Annotated in this window: 16 protein-coding genes; 9 read left to right on the top strand and 7 right to left on the bottom strand. The window is 53.1% G+C overall.

Annotated features, from left to right (window positions below; all coding sequences use genetic code 11):
• Window positions 1–50: 50 nt before the first annotated feature.
• The 3 genes from KNP75_RS10850 (at window position 51) to KNP75_RS10840 (ending at window position 3,309) form a co-directional block, all read left to right on the top strand.
• Entirely contained in the window at window positions 51–1,778 is a 1,728-nt protein-coding gene (locus tag KNP75_RS10850) for a phospho-sugar mutase (RefSeq protein WP_034776502.1), read from the top strand.
• 125 nt (window positions 1,779–1,903) lie between these two features.
• Complete coding sequence (locus KNP75_RS10845) at window positions 1,904–2,662, top strand: transporter substrate-binding domain-containing protein (protein WP_034776504.1); 759 nt, start codon at window positions 1,904–1,906, stop codon at window positions 2,660–2,662.
• A complete protein-coding gene (locus KNP75_RS10840; protein ID WP_215190363.1) occupies window positions 2,659–3,309 on the top strand; it encodes an amino acid ABC transporter permease in 651 nt (216 codons plus the stop codon). The genes KNP75_RS10845 and KNP75_RS10840 overlap by 4 nt, the downstream gene beginning before the upstream one ends.
• Window positions 3,310–3,355: 46 nt before the next feature.
• Here KNP75_RS10840 and KNP75_RS10835 read toward each other — a convergent pair whose 3' ends face one another.
• Complete coding sequence (locus KNP75_RS10835) at window positions 3,356–4,456, bottom strand: ABC transporter ATP-binding protein (RefSeq protein ID WP_034776508.1); 1,101 nt, start codon at window positions 4,454–4,456, stop codon at window positions 3,356–3,358.
• 103 nt (window positions 4,457–4,559) lie between these two features.
• The gene (locus KNP75_RS10830) at window positions 4,560–5,417 is read right to left on the bottom strand and encodes a PucR family transcriptional regulator (RefSeq protein ID WP_353048135.1); all 858 of its coding nucleotides are present in this window, start codon (window positions 5,415–5,417) and stop codon (window positions 4,560–4,562) included.
• Window positions 5,418–5,487: 70 nt separating this feature from the next.
• On the opposite strand from KNP75_RS10830, the gene KNP75_RS10825 reads away from it, so the two are divergent.
• The 4 genes from KNP75_RS10825 (at window position 5,488) to KNP75_RS10810 (ending at window position 9,441) form a co-directional block, all read left to right on the top strand.
• Window positions 5,488–6,579: a DUF445 family protein gene (locus KNP75_RS10825; RefSeq protein WP_215190424.1), complete on the top strand. Its 1,092-nt coding sequence runs from the start codon at window positions 5,488–5,490 to the stop codon at window positions 6,577–6,579.
• Between the two features lie 35 nt (window positions 6,580–6,614).
• Entirely contained in the window at window positions 6,615–6,986 is a 372-nt protein-coding gene (locus tag KNP75_RS10820) for a YlbF/YmcA family competence regulator (protein WP_034776512.1), read from the top strand.
• Window positions 6,987–7,115: 129 nt separating this feature from the next.
• Window positions 7,116–8,888: an SLC13 family permease gene (locus tag KNP75_RS10815; protein ID WP_034776514.1), complete on the top strand. Its 1,773-nt coding sequence runs from the start codon at window positions 7,116–7,118 to the stop codon at window positions 8,886–8,888.
• 61 nt (window positions 8,889–8,949) lie between these two features.
• On the top strand, window positions 8,950–9,441 hold the full coding sequence (locus tag KNP75_RS10810) for a hypothetical protein (protein ID WP_215190362.1): 492 nt from the start codon (window positions 8,950–8,952) through the stop codon (window positions 9,439–9,441).
• Between the two features lie 32 nt (window positions 9,442–9,473).
• On the opposite strand, the gene KNP75_RS10805 is transcribed toward KNP75_RS10810, so the two are convergent.
• The 3 genes from KNP75_RS10805 to KNP75_RS10795 all read right to left on the bottom strand — a co-directional run bounded on the left by KNP75_RS10805 (window position 9,474) and on the right by KNP75_RS10795 (window position 11,802).
• Window positions 9,474–9,692 (bottom strand): YhzD family protein, encoded by a 219-nt coding sequence (locus tag KNP75_RS10805; protein WP_251128237.1) that lies wholly within the window; start codon window positions 9,690–9,692, stop codon window positions 9,474–9,476.
• Window positions 9,693–9,731: 39 nt separating this feature from the next.
• A complete protein-coding gene (dinB, locus tag KNP75_RS10800) occupies window positions 9,732–10,823 on the bottom strand; it encodes a DNA polymerase IV (protein ID WP_251128236.1) in 1,092 nt (363 codons plus the stop codon).
• A 61-nt stretch (window positions 10,824–10,884) separates the two neighbouring features.
• Entirely contained in the window at window positions 10,885–11,802 is a 918-nt protein-coding gene (locus KNP75_RS10795; protein WP_052090080.1) for a magnesium transporter CorA family protein, read from the bottom strand.
• Between the two features lie 172 nt (window positions 11,803–11,974).
• Here KNP75_RS10795 and KNP75_RS10790 point away from each other — a divergent pair, with 172 nt between their 5' ends.
• Window positions 11,975–12,847: an HD domain-containing protein gene (locus KNP75_RS10790; RefSeq protein WP_233004917.1), complete on the top strand. Its 873-nt coding sequence runs from the start codon at window positions 11,975–11,977 to the stop codon at window positions 12,845–12,847.
• Between the two features lie 38 nt (window positions 12,848–12,885).
• Here the strand turns inward: KNP75_RS10790 and KNP75_RS10785 are convergent, their stop codons facing one another.
• Window positions 12,886–13,884 carry a peptidylprolyl isomerase gene (locus KNP75_RS10785; RefSeq protein WP_034776518.1) on the bottom strand — a complete coding sequence of 333 codons (999 nt, stop codon included), beginning with the start codon at window positions 13,882–13,884 and terminating at the stop codon, window positions 12,886–12,888.
• Window positions 13,885–14,035: 151 nt separating this feature from the next.
• Here KNP75_RS10785 and KNP75_RS10780 point away from each other — a divergent pair, with 151 nt between their 5' ends.
• Window positions 14,036–14,374, top strand: a complete 339-nt coding sequence (locus KNP75_RS10780) for a DUF1878 family protein (RefSeq protein ID WP_353049027.1) — start codon at window positions 14,036–14,038, stop codon at window positions 14,372–14,374.
• Here the strand turns inward: KNP75_RS10780 and KNP75_RS10775 are convergent.
• Window positions 14,358–14,921, bottom strand: a complete 564-nt coding sequence (locus KNP75_RS10775) for an HTH-type transcriptional regulator Hpr (RefSeq protein ID WP_021066715.1) — start codon at window positions 14,919–14,921, stop codon at window positions 14,358–14,360. The genes KNP75_RS10780 and KNP75_RS10775 overlap by 17 nt on opposite strands.
• Between the last annotated feature and the right edge of the window lie 50 nt (window positions 14,922–14,971).

Genomic DNA, 14,971 nt, shown 5'->3' with positions numbered 1-14,971 from the left:
ATTGGCGAGTACTTCGATTGAATTTTTGAATGTCGAAAGGGGAACTGACCATGACATGGCAACAGACATATGACCGATGGAAACAACACGAGGCGCTCGAACCGCACTTGCGCGCCGAGCTTGAGGAAATGGAGCAAGACGAGACGTCGCTCGAAGACGCCTTTTATAAGACGCTCGAATTCGGGACGGGCGGTATGCGCGGGGAAATCGGACCAGGTGCGAACCGGATGAACATGTATACGATTCGTAAGGCATCGCAAGGATTCGCGGACTTTATCGCTGCCTCAGGCGAAGAAGCGAAACGTCACGGCGTTGTCATCGCCCACGACTCACGTCACTTCTCGCCGGAGTTCGCGCTCGAAGCGGCGCGTACGCTCGCCTCGAACGGGATTAAGACATACTTGTTCCCAAGCCTGCGGGCCACACCAGAGTTGTCGTTCGCCGTCAGACATTTAAACGCATTTGGAGGCATCGTCATCACGGCGAGCCACAACCCGCCAGAATATAACGGCTTCAAAGTGTACGGCGCCGACGGCGGACAGTTGCCGCCGGCTGAGGCCGATGAGCTCGTCTCGTACGTCAACGCGATCGAAGACGAATTAAAGATCGAAGTCCAAGATGAAGCCCCACTCCGCGCCGACGGCACGCTCGTCACCGTCGATGCGTCGGTCGATGCCGCTTATATGGAGGCTCTTCAATCGATTCGCATTCATACGGATGTGCAAGGAGACCCGCTTAAAATCGTCTACTCGCCACTCCACGGGACAGGACGCCGTCCGGTCATGGAAGGGTTGAAGGCGTATGGATTTGAACATGTCACCATCGTCGAGGAGCAGGCCGAGCCAGACGGGGCATTCCCGACGGTCAGTTATCCGAACCCGGAAGAACGGGCTGCCTTTGAGCTCGCGATGCAATACGGCGATCGTGTCGGGGCCGACTTGCTCATGGCGACGGATCCGGACGCCGACCGTGTCGGCTTCACGGTCCGTGACCGCAACGGCGAATGGTTCGTCTTGACGGGGAACCAGACCGGGGCGCTCCTCATGGATTACATTCTGTCTCAGAAAGTCGAGACGGGGACGCTTCCGACGAACGGTTTCGTTGCGAAGACGATCGTCACGTCTGAACTTGGCGCGGCCATCGCTAAGGCGTATGGGGTTCACCTCGAGAATACGCTCACCGGCTTCAAGTTCATCGGTGAGAAGATCAAACAATATGAAGAATCTGGTGAATATACGTTCTTGTTCGGCTACGAAGAGAGCTACGGGTATTTGATCGGCGACTTCTGTCGTGACAAGGATGCCGTCCAGGCGTGCTTGCTCGGCGCTGAGATGGCGGCCTTCCATAAACAACAAGGACGCACGTTATACGATGCGCTCCAAGCTGTCTATGAGAAGTATGGCTTCTATGAAGAGTCGCTCCAATCGATGACACTGAAAGGGAAAGCCGGTCTCGAACAGATCGGTCGGATGATGGAGGCGTTCCGTGCCAATCCGCCGCAGGAAGTCGGAGGGTACGAAGTCGTCCGCTTTGAAGACTATAAGCAACAAGTCGCGACGAACTTGCGACAAGGGGAGACGGAAACGATCGAGTTGCCGTCGTCGAACGTGCTCAAGTTCATCTTCGAGGATGGCTCATGGTTCTGCCTGCGTCCGTCTGGAACGGAGCCAAAAATCAAGTTCTACTTCAGCGTCCACGCCGATAGCGCTGAGAAGACGACGGTCAAACGAGAGGCGATTGAACGAGATGTCATGAAACAAGCGAAAGCAATCGATTAAGCGAGGACCACTGCCCTGACGAGGGCAGTGGTTTTTGTTTGACATTGAATGCCCCCGTCAGTATGATGAGGTTATTGTTCAAAACCATGTAATCATATAAGGATTATCAGGAAGGCGGAATTCATATGAAAAAATCGTTAACAGCAGTACTCGCTATCGGCGCATCGTTCGGGGTGCTCGCAGCATGCGGCACAGAGACAGACAGCGGTTCAGAAGAAGCCGTCATCACAGTCGGAACAGAAGCGACATACCCGCCATTCACGTATAAAGATAAAGGTGAAATCACAGGGTATGACATCGATGTGTTGAATGAAGCGGCCGAGCGTGCCGGTTACACGGTCGAATACGAGCCGATGGACTTCAAAGGACTCGTTCCGGCACTCGACGCGGAACGCATCGACATGATCGCCAACCAGATGAGCATCACACCAGAGCGTGAAGAGAAGTACGCGTTCTCAGACCCATACGCCGTCTCAGGCGCGCAAGTCATCGTCGCATCAGACAACGAGGACATCCAAGGCATCGACGACCTCGACGGCAAAGTCGTCGGCTCGACACAAGGATCGGTCTACGCCAAGCTCGCTGAAGAAGCTGGAGCTGAAGTCAAGTTCTACAAAGGCGCGAACCAAGTGTTACAAGATCTTCAAGTCGGACGTCTTGACGCAGCGCTCAACGACCGTCTCTTCATCTTGACGGAGCTTGAGAAGACAGGTTACGACGTGAAAGCGGTCGGTGACGTCTTCAACAAGAGCGAAGCGGGCTACATGACACGCCAAGACTCGGACGTGCTCGATAAGTTGAACGACGCGCTCGCTGAGATGCAAGAAGACGGTACGATGGCTGAAATCGGTGAGCAGTACTTCGGTGAGGATATCAGTCAATGAGTGAGCTGATCAAGACCGTCATCGAGAACCGTTCGGCCTATGTAGAAGCCGTACAATTGACGATGATCGCCAGTATCCTGTCGATTCTCCTCGCCTTGGTGCTCGGTCTGATCATCGCATTACTTCATAGCAGTCCAATCAAAATCGTCCGTTTGTTCACGCGCACGTATATCTCGTTCTTCCGCGGGACACCGCTCTTGTTGCAACTTCTCATCTTGTACGTCGGTTTGACCGGATTCGTTCAGTTGAGCGGGATGCAGGCGCTCATCTTCGGGTTAGGCCTTCACTTCGCGGCCTATATCTCGGAAGCGTTCCGGGCGGCGATCAATTCGGTCGACCAAGGACAAGTCGAGGCGAGTGTCGCCCTCGGCATCCCGCGTGCGAAGCGCTTCAAGGATATCATCTTCCCCCAGGCGCTATCGCGTGCGATCCCACCGGTGTCCAACTCGGTCATCGATATTATCAAATCGACGTCGCTCGGTTCGGTCATCGCCGTCCAAGAGTTGACGTACGTGTCGGACCAAATTGCCGCGACGACGTATCTCGTCATGCCGCTCCTCTTGTTCTCGGCATCGATCTATTGGATCTTGTCGACGCTCATCCAGGCGGGGCAGCATCGTCTCGAACGTCGGTATGCGATTCGCTGACACAAAGAAATCCCTTCGATTGCAACCAATCGAAGGGATTTTTGTATTAACGGATGACTTGTTCTGTTTCCGTGTCGAAGAAGTGAGCTTTCGTCATATCGAGTGCGAGTGTGACGTCGTCACCCATGTGGATGTTCGAACGTCCATCGATGCGAGCCGTGAACTGGTGGCCACCAAGTTCAGCGTACAAGTATGACTCAGCGCCCATGAGCTCGGCGACGTCGATATGCGTGCGGAACGTGTGCGTCGTTGGTGAGTCGATGTAGATCGGTTCATCATGGATCGATTCTGGACGGATTCCGAGAACGAGCTCTTTACCGACGTAACCGCGGTCACGAAGACCTTTCATTTTGCCTTCAGGGACGTTGATTTCTTCACCACCGACGAGGAACTTCCCATCAGCCAATTTACCGCGGAAGAAGTTCATTGAAGGTGATCCGATGAAGCCGGCTACGAAGATGTTGTCCGGGTTTTCATATACTTCTTTCGGCGAACCGACTTGTTGGATGATTCCGTCTTTCATGATAACGATGCGAGTCGCGAGTGTCATCGCTTCCGTTTGGTCATGGGTAACGTAAATCGTCGTCGTGTCGAGACGGTTGTGCAATTGGATGATTTCTTTACGCATTTGAACGCGAAGCTTGGCATCCAAGTTTGAGAGCGGCTCATCCATCAAGAACACTTTGGCATCACGGACGATGGCACGGCCGATGGCGACACGTTGACGCTGACCACCTGAGAGTGCTTTCGGCTTACGTTGAAGGTATTCTTCAAGTCCGAGGATGCGGGCCGCATCTTGGACGCGACGATCGATTTCATCTTTCGGGAACTTGCGAAGTTTCAAACCGAACGCCATGTTGTCATACACACTCATGTGCGGGTAAAGGGCATAGTTTTGGAAGACCATCGCGATGTCGCGGTCTTTCGGTGCGACGTCGTTCATGCGCTTGCCATCGATGATGAAGTCCCCGCTCGAGATTTCTTCGAGTCCGGCGATCATACGGAGTGTCGTCGATTTACCACAACCTGAAGGTCCGACGAAGACGATGAACTCGCGGTCCTTGATGTGCAAGTTAAAATCGCTGACTGCCTTTGAGTCGCCACCTTCGTATATTTTATCAATGTGGTTCAATTGAATTTCTGCCATGTCGTTAGCCTCCTGGGAATCTGTTCTTGTATAATAGCGCTTACAAGATTGATTATACGGTGAAACCGCTTGCATTGGATATGTACACGTTGCACAAAAACGATTACTCAGATTTGTGCAACGTGACAATGAGTTGAAGCAAACTCGCATCATAGAATTGGCGGGCATCGTATCCCGTCAGTTCATACAGCCGATCGAGCCGGTAATTGAGCGTATTTCGATGCATGAACAGTGCTTTAGCCGTATGGGATACGTTTAAAGAGTGGGCGAATAATGCCTCTAACAGCTCGATGTTCGTCTTGTCGAGCGTCGTATATACGGCCTCGATCAATTGGAGACGTTCGGCAAAAGTCTCATGGTCTTCTAGCAAGTAATGGTATAATAGTTGACTAGCAGGGTAAGCTTTAGTAGAGAGTCTCGCGAACGGGCGCAGCGTTTGATGTTGTTGATACAGTGTCCCTAACACACCGAGCGGTCGCTCGCTATAGATGACATGGGCCTCAACGTAGCAATCGCTCGCCACGGCTCGTAACACGTCCTCGAACTCGGACAAATCGACGAGTTGATTCATCTCGATGATTTCCACGTGATGTCGCGTCATGACGACGATTTCCGCTTCAGGCATGAAATCGTGCAATATCTCTAAAAATTGCTCGAGCGATTCCGGCTCTTGATAATGGAGCGACAGCGACAACAACCGAAATGGCTGGGCAATCCGATACGAATCTGTGAGCAAGCGGTCTTGCCATTTCTCTTGACGCGGATCACGCGTCGTCACAAACGGTGTCGCCGACCATTCAAGGAGCTGTCGTTCACGCTCGCTCAATTCCATTTTGGGTAGTCCAAACACGGTCCCATCGTGTGCTTGGTACCAGATGTAGTCTCCGGATGCATCTTCCGACCGATGGACAACGGTCGGGAAAATCGATTTAATACGATCATACGTAGTCAATACAATCACCTCTTCAAACAATGTATCATATTTCAGAACGGAGGCAGGCAGTTTGGACAGTCTACTAAAAATATTCATCATGATCGCCATCGGGGCGACAATCGGGGGAGTCACGAACTTTCTCGCTATCAAAATGTTGTTTCGGCCCCATCATCCTAAATACATCGGGAAGATGAGAGTTCCGTTCACCCCGGGGTTGATCCCGAAACGTCGCGACGAATTGGCAACGAGCCTCGGGAAGACGGTCGTCAAGCACTTGTTGACGCCTGAAGGGATGCGTAAGCGCCTGCTCGATGAACAAGTCGGTAGTCATATTACCCACTTCGTGCAAGGTGAGGTTCGGACGATGCTTCGTTCAGACAAGACGATCCGTTCGCTCATCGAACCGCTCTATCCCGATGCGGAGACACGTGTGTTGGCAGAAGCGGATACGAAGCTCCGGCAAGAGCTCCGACTCGTCCTTGCGGATGTGAAGTCGCGTCAACTATATGAGCTTCTCGGTGAAGACGGGATGGACCGTGTCCGCGGCATCATCCCCGAAATCGTGGACGCCCTGCTCGTCAAGTCAGAAGAATACTTTTATTCGGCTGAAGGCGAGGCGCAACTTCGGCACATGGTCGACTCGTTCGTCCAACGTCGGCTTGGTTTCATCGCCGGGTTCGTTCAAAACTTGAATTTCGTCGAAATGATTCGTCCGGAGATTATCAATATCTTGCGAGGTGGCTCGACTCGGTCTGGCATGGCGACGATGATCACGCGCGAATTCGAGCGGTTCAGTGAACGCTCGGTCGATACACTGCTCGACGACCGATTAGAGGAACGGTTGATTGACGGTGTGACGACGGAAGTCGTCTCGCGTCTCCCGGTTGGGGAACTGCTCGATCGGACCGTCCACTCCTATACGCGGGACGTCGAAGACCGTGTCATCGAAGAACTCGTGCCGAACGGCGTGAGGCTCGTCATCACGCGCTTCACGGATCAAATGGAGACGGTCATGGATCGCCTGAAAATCGATCAAATCGTTCAAGAGCAAGTGAGGTCGCTCGATACCTCGTACCTCGAAGAGATCGTCCTTTCGATCTCAAAACGAGAGTTCCGGGCAATAACATGGCTTGGCGCCTTATTAGGTGGTATGATTGGATTGATTCAAGGGTTGATTGCCATCGTTTGATCGGCACGCCCTAATAGTTTTTAGGAGGACGTCACATGTCACAATCAAACTTGTACGATCATGCTTACCAATTGGAAAAAGCACTTCGCGATTCTGAGGAGTTCACAAATCTCTCTTCACTATACGACCGTGTCAATGCGGATGCAGAAGCGAACCAGTTATTCGCTGACTTCCGTGATATCCAAATGACGCTTCAACAGAAGCAAATGCAAGGCGAAGAAATCTCTGAACAAGAGATGATGGATGCGCAGACAAAAATGATGGGCGTTCAACAAAACGAATTGATCATGGAGCTCATGCAAGAAGAGCAACGCATGCATCAACTGGTCACAGAAGTGACGAAAATTATCATGAAGCCACTTGAAGAGCTCTACGCTCCGATGGTGAATGATAACGAAGTTCAATAACAGTGAAGCGGATGGCAATCGAGCCATCCGCTTTTTTGTTGCCTAGATTGTCACCCAATTAATAATAGCGCTTACATAAAGCGTGGTATACTCTATTTGTAGGTCATTTCACAAGAAAGGGTGGACGTCATGGTCACCTTGGTGATTTTAGCCGTCATGATCATCGGTTTTATCGGAGGTTGGCTCCGGGCCGACTTGGTCGCGCTGATTGGTCTCCTCTTGCTCGTTTTGACAAATCAACTGACACCGGTCGAAGCGATGGCCGGTTTTTCGAATTCGGTCGTGCTCATGATCGCCGGACTGTTCATTGTCGGTGCCGGGTTGTTTCACACCGGACTCGCCGAACGGTTAGGGGCCGCTCTCATCCCGTACGCGAAAGGGAGTGAAGTACGTCTCTTTCTCGTCCTCATGGTCACCGTGACGTTTTTGTCGAGCCTGATGTCGAACACGGGAACGGTCGCTTTGTTGATTCCGGTCGTGCTCGCCATGTCAAGGCAGATGGGTACGAGCCCGGCGAAATTGCTCATGCCGCTCGCCTTTTTCTCAAGCATCGGTGGGACGATGACACTTATCGGAACGCCACCGAACCTAGTCGCCGCGGAGACGCTCCGAGGCGCGGGGGGAGCGCTTGGATTTTTTGCGCTCTTGCCGATTGGTCTCGTCGTGGCTGTGGTCGGACTGTTATATTTCTATGTCATTGGGAACCGTCTGCTCGGGGCGGGGGATGTTCGTTCGTCGGCGGCCCATCCGTTGATGATACCGCAAGTAGCCGTCTACGCGCTGTCCATCACGAAAGGACACCGCCTCGTCGGTCAGACGCTTAGTGACGTCAAGTGGTCACGAGACGGCCTGGTCGTCGTCGGCGAACACCGAAAAGGAGTGGTCCATCGGTTTATCACGGCCCGAGCCGACACGGTGCTTACGGAAGGGCGTGTCCTCGTCAGTGGCGATGAGACGGATGTCCACCGCATCGCCCGACAAGAAGGATTGGTCGTCGAACCGGTTAACGTCAAAGATGTGTACGGCAAAGAGTCGGGCGTCGCCGTTTTCACGATTCCGACCGACAGCCCGCTCGTCGGCCGCTGTTTGTCCGAGAGTCGGTTGCGCAATGAGTATCGATTGAACGTGCTTCAAGTCGTACGCCCGAACGAGGAAATCGCCATCACCCGATTGAAAGATGTGCCGCTCGAACGAGGCGACATGCTTGTCGCCCAAGGGGAGTGGGCCGACTTAGAGCGGGTCGGAAACGAGACGCACCTCTTGCTTGCCAATGAGCACGTGACCGACGTGGCCAATCGGGCCGTATCCGAACGTCATCAACTAGCAGCGGGATTGATCATGCTCGGAATGGTCACGCTTCTTGTGTTCGAGTGGGTCGACCCGACGGTAGCGGTATGGCTCGCGGCGCTTGCCATGGTGCTCACCGGAGCCGTCCGCCAAATGGACGTCGCGTATCAATCGATTCAATGGTCCTCGCTTCTTTTGATCGCAGCGATGATCCCGGTCGGCCAAGCGCTCGACAATGCTGGGATCATGGCGTGGCTCGTCACATGGATCAGTGAGTCGTTCGGGCAGGCTGGTCCGGTCTGGGTGCTCGTTGCGCTCTTTGTCGCGACGATGGTGCTGAGTCAAATCATCTCGAACACGGCGACGGCTGTCTTATTCGCTCCGCTCGCACTGTCGCTCGCCTCGGCACTCCAAGTCAGTCCCGTCCCGCTCGTCGTCGCCGTCGCGATCGCGGCCTCGCTCGCGTTCATGACACCATTCGGGTCGCCGACGAACGCGATGGTGTTCGGCATCGGCGGCTACCGTTTCTTCGATTTCGTCAAAGTCGGCTTGCCGCTTCAGGTCGTGACAGCGGTCATCGCCATCTTCACGATTTTGTTCATCTTTCCGTTTTGAAGGAAATGTTGTTTGCTCTGCCGAATGTGTAAAAAAATGCTAAACGGTGAGGTGAGAGACGATGTGGAAACGAGTTGGGATGATTTTGGCTGTGTTCTTGCTTGCGGCCTGCTCGAATGAGAGCGAACAGCCGGCACCGACGCTCGGGGCGGACGCCAAAGTGGCCAAGGCGTACTTAGAGGAGCAAGGCTATGACGTCGTCTCTTATAAAGGGAATAGAACGTCGAGCTTTGAAAAGGCAGATCTGCTTGAGTTGCCAACGGAAAGTACGTGGCAAGTCCAGATGACGCCGCCGGATGACTATATTGGACGTGACATTCGACATGAGAACTTCATCGTCCGCAACCATCCGCTCGATGAAGTCGCAGAACTCGGCCAGACGAACGTCTCGGTCATGATGGTGGACGGCGAGATCATCGGCGGGACGTCATATCCGGATTCGGCCGAGCCGCTTACCGGAGCGAGCTATTCACTCGATGGGAAGACGGCGGAAGAGCTGCATCCCGATTACATGGAGTGGCGCAGCGAGTGGGAAGCCAAATATAGCGAATGAACAAGCGCCTCGGGATTCCCGAGGCGCTTCTATTATGAGGCCGTGCCTTTCAGTTTTCCTGGCAGTTTACAGCGCTCGAAGTAGATGAGTTGGCCGCGACGTGCGATGCGGGCCCCTTTATGGAGGTGCCCGGCTTCCTCGAGCATCGCGAGCCCTTTCGCTTTCGCCTCGTCATCGCTTGCCGCGGTAAATGAATCGTTCAAGCCGACCGTGCCGTCGTTCTCGAACGCTGTGATCGTATACTGTTCCATCCGTTCGCCCCCTTTGCTTCCATTGTACTGAATGGTCATTCATTCTTCAAGCGAAGGTTTCGTCAGCTCCTCGAACGTGAGCTGACGGGCCGTTTCGGTACGCGGAATCAACTCTGAGACCGTCATCCCGATCAAGCGGACCGGTTCGGTGATCGCCATCTCGTCAAACAGACGGCGGGCGAGCCGTTTAATCTCATCATGGTCGTGCGTCGGATGGTTCAGTTTGATTTGATGGCTCCGGGCTTGGAACTCGCTCGTCTTAATTTTGATCGTCACTGTCTGACAACTGAGCTCGCGGCGGTCGAGCTGATGGAGTACGTCTTCGATTTCCGGGACGACACGTTCATACACTTCTTCCGGGTCATCGAGGTCGAACGCGAACGTCGTCTCGGAGCCAATCGATTTTCGTTCCCGGGTCGGCACGACGGGGCGGCTGTCCCGGCCGTGGGCAAGCTCATATAACTGATTTCCCCGGTCGTGGCCGAAGATGGCCTTCAACTGTTCGGGGCGGGTGCCCTGCAAGTCGGCGATCGTATGGTAGTCGTGCTTGAACAACGTCTGCGCGGTCACTTTGCCGACCCCGTGCATCGTCGTGATCGGGAGCGGGGCGAGGAACGCCTCGACGTCAGCCGCCTCGACGACCGTCAGTCCGTTCGGTTTGTTGAATCCTGAGGCGATCTTGGCGACGAACTTCGACGGGGCGACCCCAGCCGAAGCGGTCAGTCCGGTCCGGCGTTTGATTTCCCCGAGAATATAGCGCGCGATATAAGGACCCGACGTGCTCATGAGCGTATTCTCTGTCACGTCCAAGTACGCCTCGTCGAGCGAGAGCGGTTCGACGAGCGGCGTGATCGATTTGAAAATGGCCATCACCTGTTGGCTGACGTGTCGATAGACGTGAAAGCGCGGTTTGACGAACGTCGCCTGAGGACAGAGCGCGAACGCCCGCCGTGACGACATGGCGCTGTGCACGCCGTATTTTCGCGCCTCATACGAACAAGTGGCGACCACCCCACGGCTGTGAGGGGCGCCACCGACGATGACCGGTTTATCGCGTAAGTCAGGGCGGTCGCGTTGTTCGACCGAGGCGTAAAATGCGTCCATATCGACATGGATGATCAATCGTTCCATGAACATCACCTTTCTGTATCATCTGCTCCTTTCAGTATACCGAACTTTTGTTCGTTTTTTGCTAGTTTTGCTTATTTCGTTTGCTGCGCTGTTTATCTAACTTTTCTTGGCTACGGATTTGATTCGGGAATTGCAGGAGCGACCCAATCCAATTTTTTTGCTTCAACCAGAAATAAATCAAAACCGTGAAGCCGATGATCATAAGCCAGGCGAACAAATAGCCGAGCGGCCACTCGAGCTCGGGCATTTGTTTGAAGTTCATGCCCCAGACCGCACCGAACGCGACGACGGGCGTCGTCAAGGCCGTGAAAACGGTGAGCGCCTTCATGATCTCGTTGCCACGGAAGTTTGACAACGTCGCGGCCAAATCGGTCATCGCGATGACGTCTTCTTGGTAATGTTCGATCAACGTCAGGAGCCGATTGACGCGATATTTGGCGAGACGATACGCTTTCAATTCGTTTAAGTCCATGTCGAGAAACGCCTCGCGCCCGGCCATGAGCAGTTCGCGGTACGGGACGACGGTATCGGACCATCGTTCGATCTCGCTACGGAGCCCGAAAATCTCATTCATGAACTGGGGCGGCACTTGCCCGCTCATCTCGCGCTGGGCGACCATCAACCGTTCTTCATATTCATCGATGCCATGAAAGTAATAGTCCATCTTTTCAGCGAGCAAATCATAGAACGCCTCGATCGGGGTATCGTATTGCTTGGCCGCCACTGACTGACAATAGACGTCATCAAACCCGATTGTCCATAAGAAATCCCGGGTCACGAAGTAGTGCCCGATCTTTTGCGGTTCGCGCTCGAGCTGTTCATAGTCGAGCGTGAGCGAGCCATACATATAGTCTTGCTCGACAATGATTTTTGTGACTTTCGCCGTCGTCAACTGCTCGAGCCAATACGTGTACGCTTCTTCATAATGATTGTCGACCTGTACGATTTCTTCGGGTCGTGTATACCATTTCCAACTCATCTTCCATTCCCCCAATTTCCTTCTCCCTCAAGTATTCCCGCTTTCCTAAGAAAGTTGGCATCTCACGTGAACTTTCGTTAAGATGAAGGTACTGACAAGAAGAGAGGTGCTTTTTTTGACGACTACTAAAATCGGTCAGCTCAAAGTGGGCGACACGTTAAACCAATATGTCATGATCAAACAATCCTATCGAGGACTCGCCGGAAATGGCAAACCATATTTGACGCTCATTCTTTGCGATGAGAGCGGAGAGATTGAGACGAAAGTATGGGATAGCGCCGACACGGATAAATATGCGACGAAGAAAATCGTCCACGCTTCCGGAGAAGTGATGGATTACCGCGGGCGGACCCAACTGAAGCTCAAACAAATCTCCATCATCGAAGGGGAGACGGACATCGCGCCATACGTCCGTTCGGCACCTGTACCGAAGTCGGAACTCGAGACGGGAATCCGCGGCTATATCGATGCAATCGGACACGCGGGCATGCGTGAGCTCGTGACGGCGCTCGTCGACCGGAACGAAGAGGCTTACTTCACGTATCCGGCCGCGGTGCGACACCACCATGCGGTCTATTCGGGCCTTGCGTTCCATGTCTTGTCGATGCTGAAACTCGCTGAAACGATGTGTGACCTGTACCCGCAATTGAATCGTGATTTGCTCGTCTCAGGTGTCGTGCTCCACGACTTGGCGAAAGTGATCGAGTTGTCGGATGCGATCACGCCGGAGTATACGCTTGAAGGCAAACTGCTCGGCCACTTGTCGCTCATGGCGTCTGAAATCGAGGTCGTGGCCCGAGAACTCGGGACCGAACGCGAAGTCGTGACGTTGCTCCAACATCTCGTCCTCAGTCATCACGGGAAACCGGAGTGGGGATCGGCGAACGCGCCACAGCTCCCGGAAGCTGAGATGTTGTTCTTCATCGACAACATCGATGCCCGGATGAACATGTTCGAGAAGGCGTTCGAGGGGATCGAACCCGGAGCGTTCACTGAGCGGGTCATGGCACTCGATAACCGTGCGTTTTATAAACCGAAGCTATGAAGGCATACAAAAAAGACGTCCCGCGGGACGTCTTTTGCTTATTGCTCGGTCGATTCTTCGGCCGGTGCTTCTTCTGTACCTTCTTCTGACGCTTTGATGGCGTCTTTCACAGCGTCGAACTGTGTTGAAGCTTTCGCATCTTTCACGTCGACGTTATATTTCTCGATCAACTCGGCGTAGATCTTGTTCGCGTCGACAGAGGCTGCTTTTTCAGTTGCCAATTCTTCACGGATGCGATCTTTCTCGTCTTCGAGTTTAAGATCTTTTTCTTTACGATCCATGACTTTGATGACGTGGAAACCGAATTGTGATTGGACCGGCTCAGATACTTTGCCGACCACGTCTTCTTGGAACGCGTATTCTTCAAACTCTGGGACCATGGCGCCGGCTGAGAAGTAACCGAGGTCGCCACCTTTTTCACCAGAACCTGTGTCTGTCGATTTCTCTTTCGCGACGTCTGCGAAGTCAGCGCCATCGTTCAATTCTTTGATGATCGCTTGGGCTTCTTCTTCTGTCTCAACGAGGATGTGGCTCGCTTTGACTTCGACGTTCTCTTTCGCGAATTGTGCCTCGATGTCTTCGTCCGTCACTTCGACGAGTTCTGACTTCGCTGCATCGACGAGCATTTGTCCGCGGAGCGCTTCTTTGAACTCGTCCGTGTCAGTCATGCCAGCTTGTTGAATCGCTTGCTCGAACTCTTCTTTCGAGTTGAACTGCTCTTCAGTCTTGCTGAACTCTTCGTCAACTTTGTCTTGTTCGACTTTGTCGCCGTATTCTTTTTCAAGCAACTCGTTCATCGTTTCTTGGAAAGCTAGTTGTGGGACCATACGGTCGTAGCTCATGTCCGCGATCTCGCCTCGTGTCACTTCGCCGCCTTCAAAGGAAACAACTGCTGAGTTGTCCGAAGACCCGCCGTTTGTCGCCGCATATGTGCCGCCGACACCGATGAGAAGTGCAATCGCTGATGCGCCGACGAGGGCGCCTGTTGAAAACTTCTTGTTTTGTTTGTTCGGTTCGTTCGTCATTCCGTTTGACATATATTCCACCCCTAAAAATCTATAAGTTTCTAAATCCGACTATACCACATTTTGTTAATGATAACAGCTGTTCTCTTGCCTGTGTAGTATCATAGCACAGAAACGTGTCGTATAATGATGAAAGAGAATGTGAAATGATGGGGTGGAGAACGTGTCGTTAGAAGAGAAAATCAATCAATTATCGTTTCAAATGGAACTGTTGCTCGGGGCGGTCGATTGGTCGGAGCGGCCCTTTGAACATGAGGTGCTCAAGGCGAATCTGACACGGCAAGAAGTCGTCGCGTTTTTCGCGCTGCTTGATGATATTCGAGAACGACAAAACGAGCAAGCGCGCTACGGTCTGTCGTCCGTAGAGCCTTTGCTCGTTCATTTCGTCGGCATGCTTCATCCTCATTTAGAGGCCGAGACGATTCTCGCGGCGTGCGTGCGCCAAGGAATGGCGCTAGACGTCACGGAACCGCTGTATCGGCAGGTCAAGCTTCTTTACTGATCTCGTCGTCCTCAGGGCGACGTCCGGCTTCTTCTGTGATCATCTTCGATGTTTCAGCGAAGATGTCCATGAAGTTGTCGCCATACAAGCGGCGAACGATCGCGGTGATGTCCGTCAAGTCCGGGAATTTCCCGTACAATTCTTGGAGCGGGAGGGAGGCGCGGAAGACGCCGTTCTCTTCCGGATCGAACGCATGAATCGTCTCGAGCAAGAGCGCTTCACCTTCAGGCGTCAATTGGACGTACGTGTTTCGTTTGTCCGTCTCCTTTTTCGAGAACGTGAGCAAACCGCGGTCTTCTAACTTCTTCGAGAAGTTGAACGCCGTCGATACGTGCATGACCCCATATTTGGCGATCTCTGAGATCGAGGCGCCGCCGAGGGCGTGAGCGATCCATAAAATATGGTGTTCGTTAATGTTCAAATCGAACGGCTTGATCCAATTTTGCCAGTCTTTCTCGACCGTCTTCCACAATGCCTTACTAAGTTGAATGATTTTATGACTATAGAGCATGGCCTCAGGGCCAGTGAATTCTTTTTCATGTTCCATGTCGATCCATCCTTTCCGGATACAATGTGACTAAAACGACGGGCGATGAC

The organism is Exiguobacterium sp. s6 (genome assembly GCF_018618155.1).
GTDB lineage: Bacteria > Bacillota > Bacilli > Exiguobacteriales > Exiguobacteriaceae > Exiguobacterium > Exiguobacterium mexicanum_A.
This window is presented reverse-complemented; position numbering and strand designations above follow the sequence as displayed.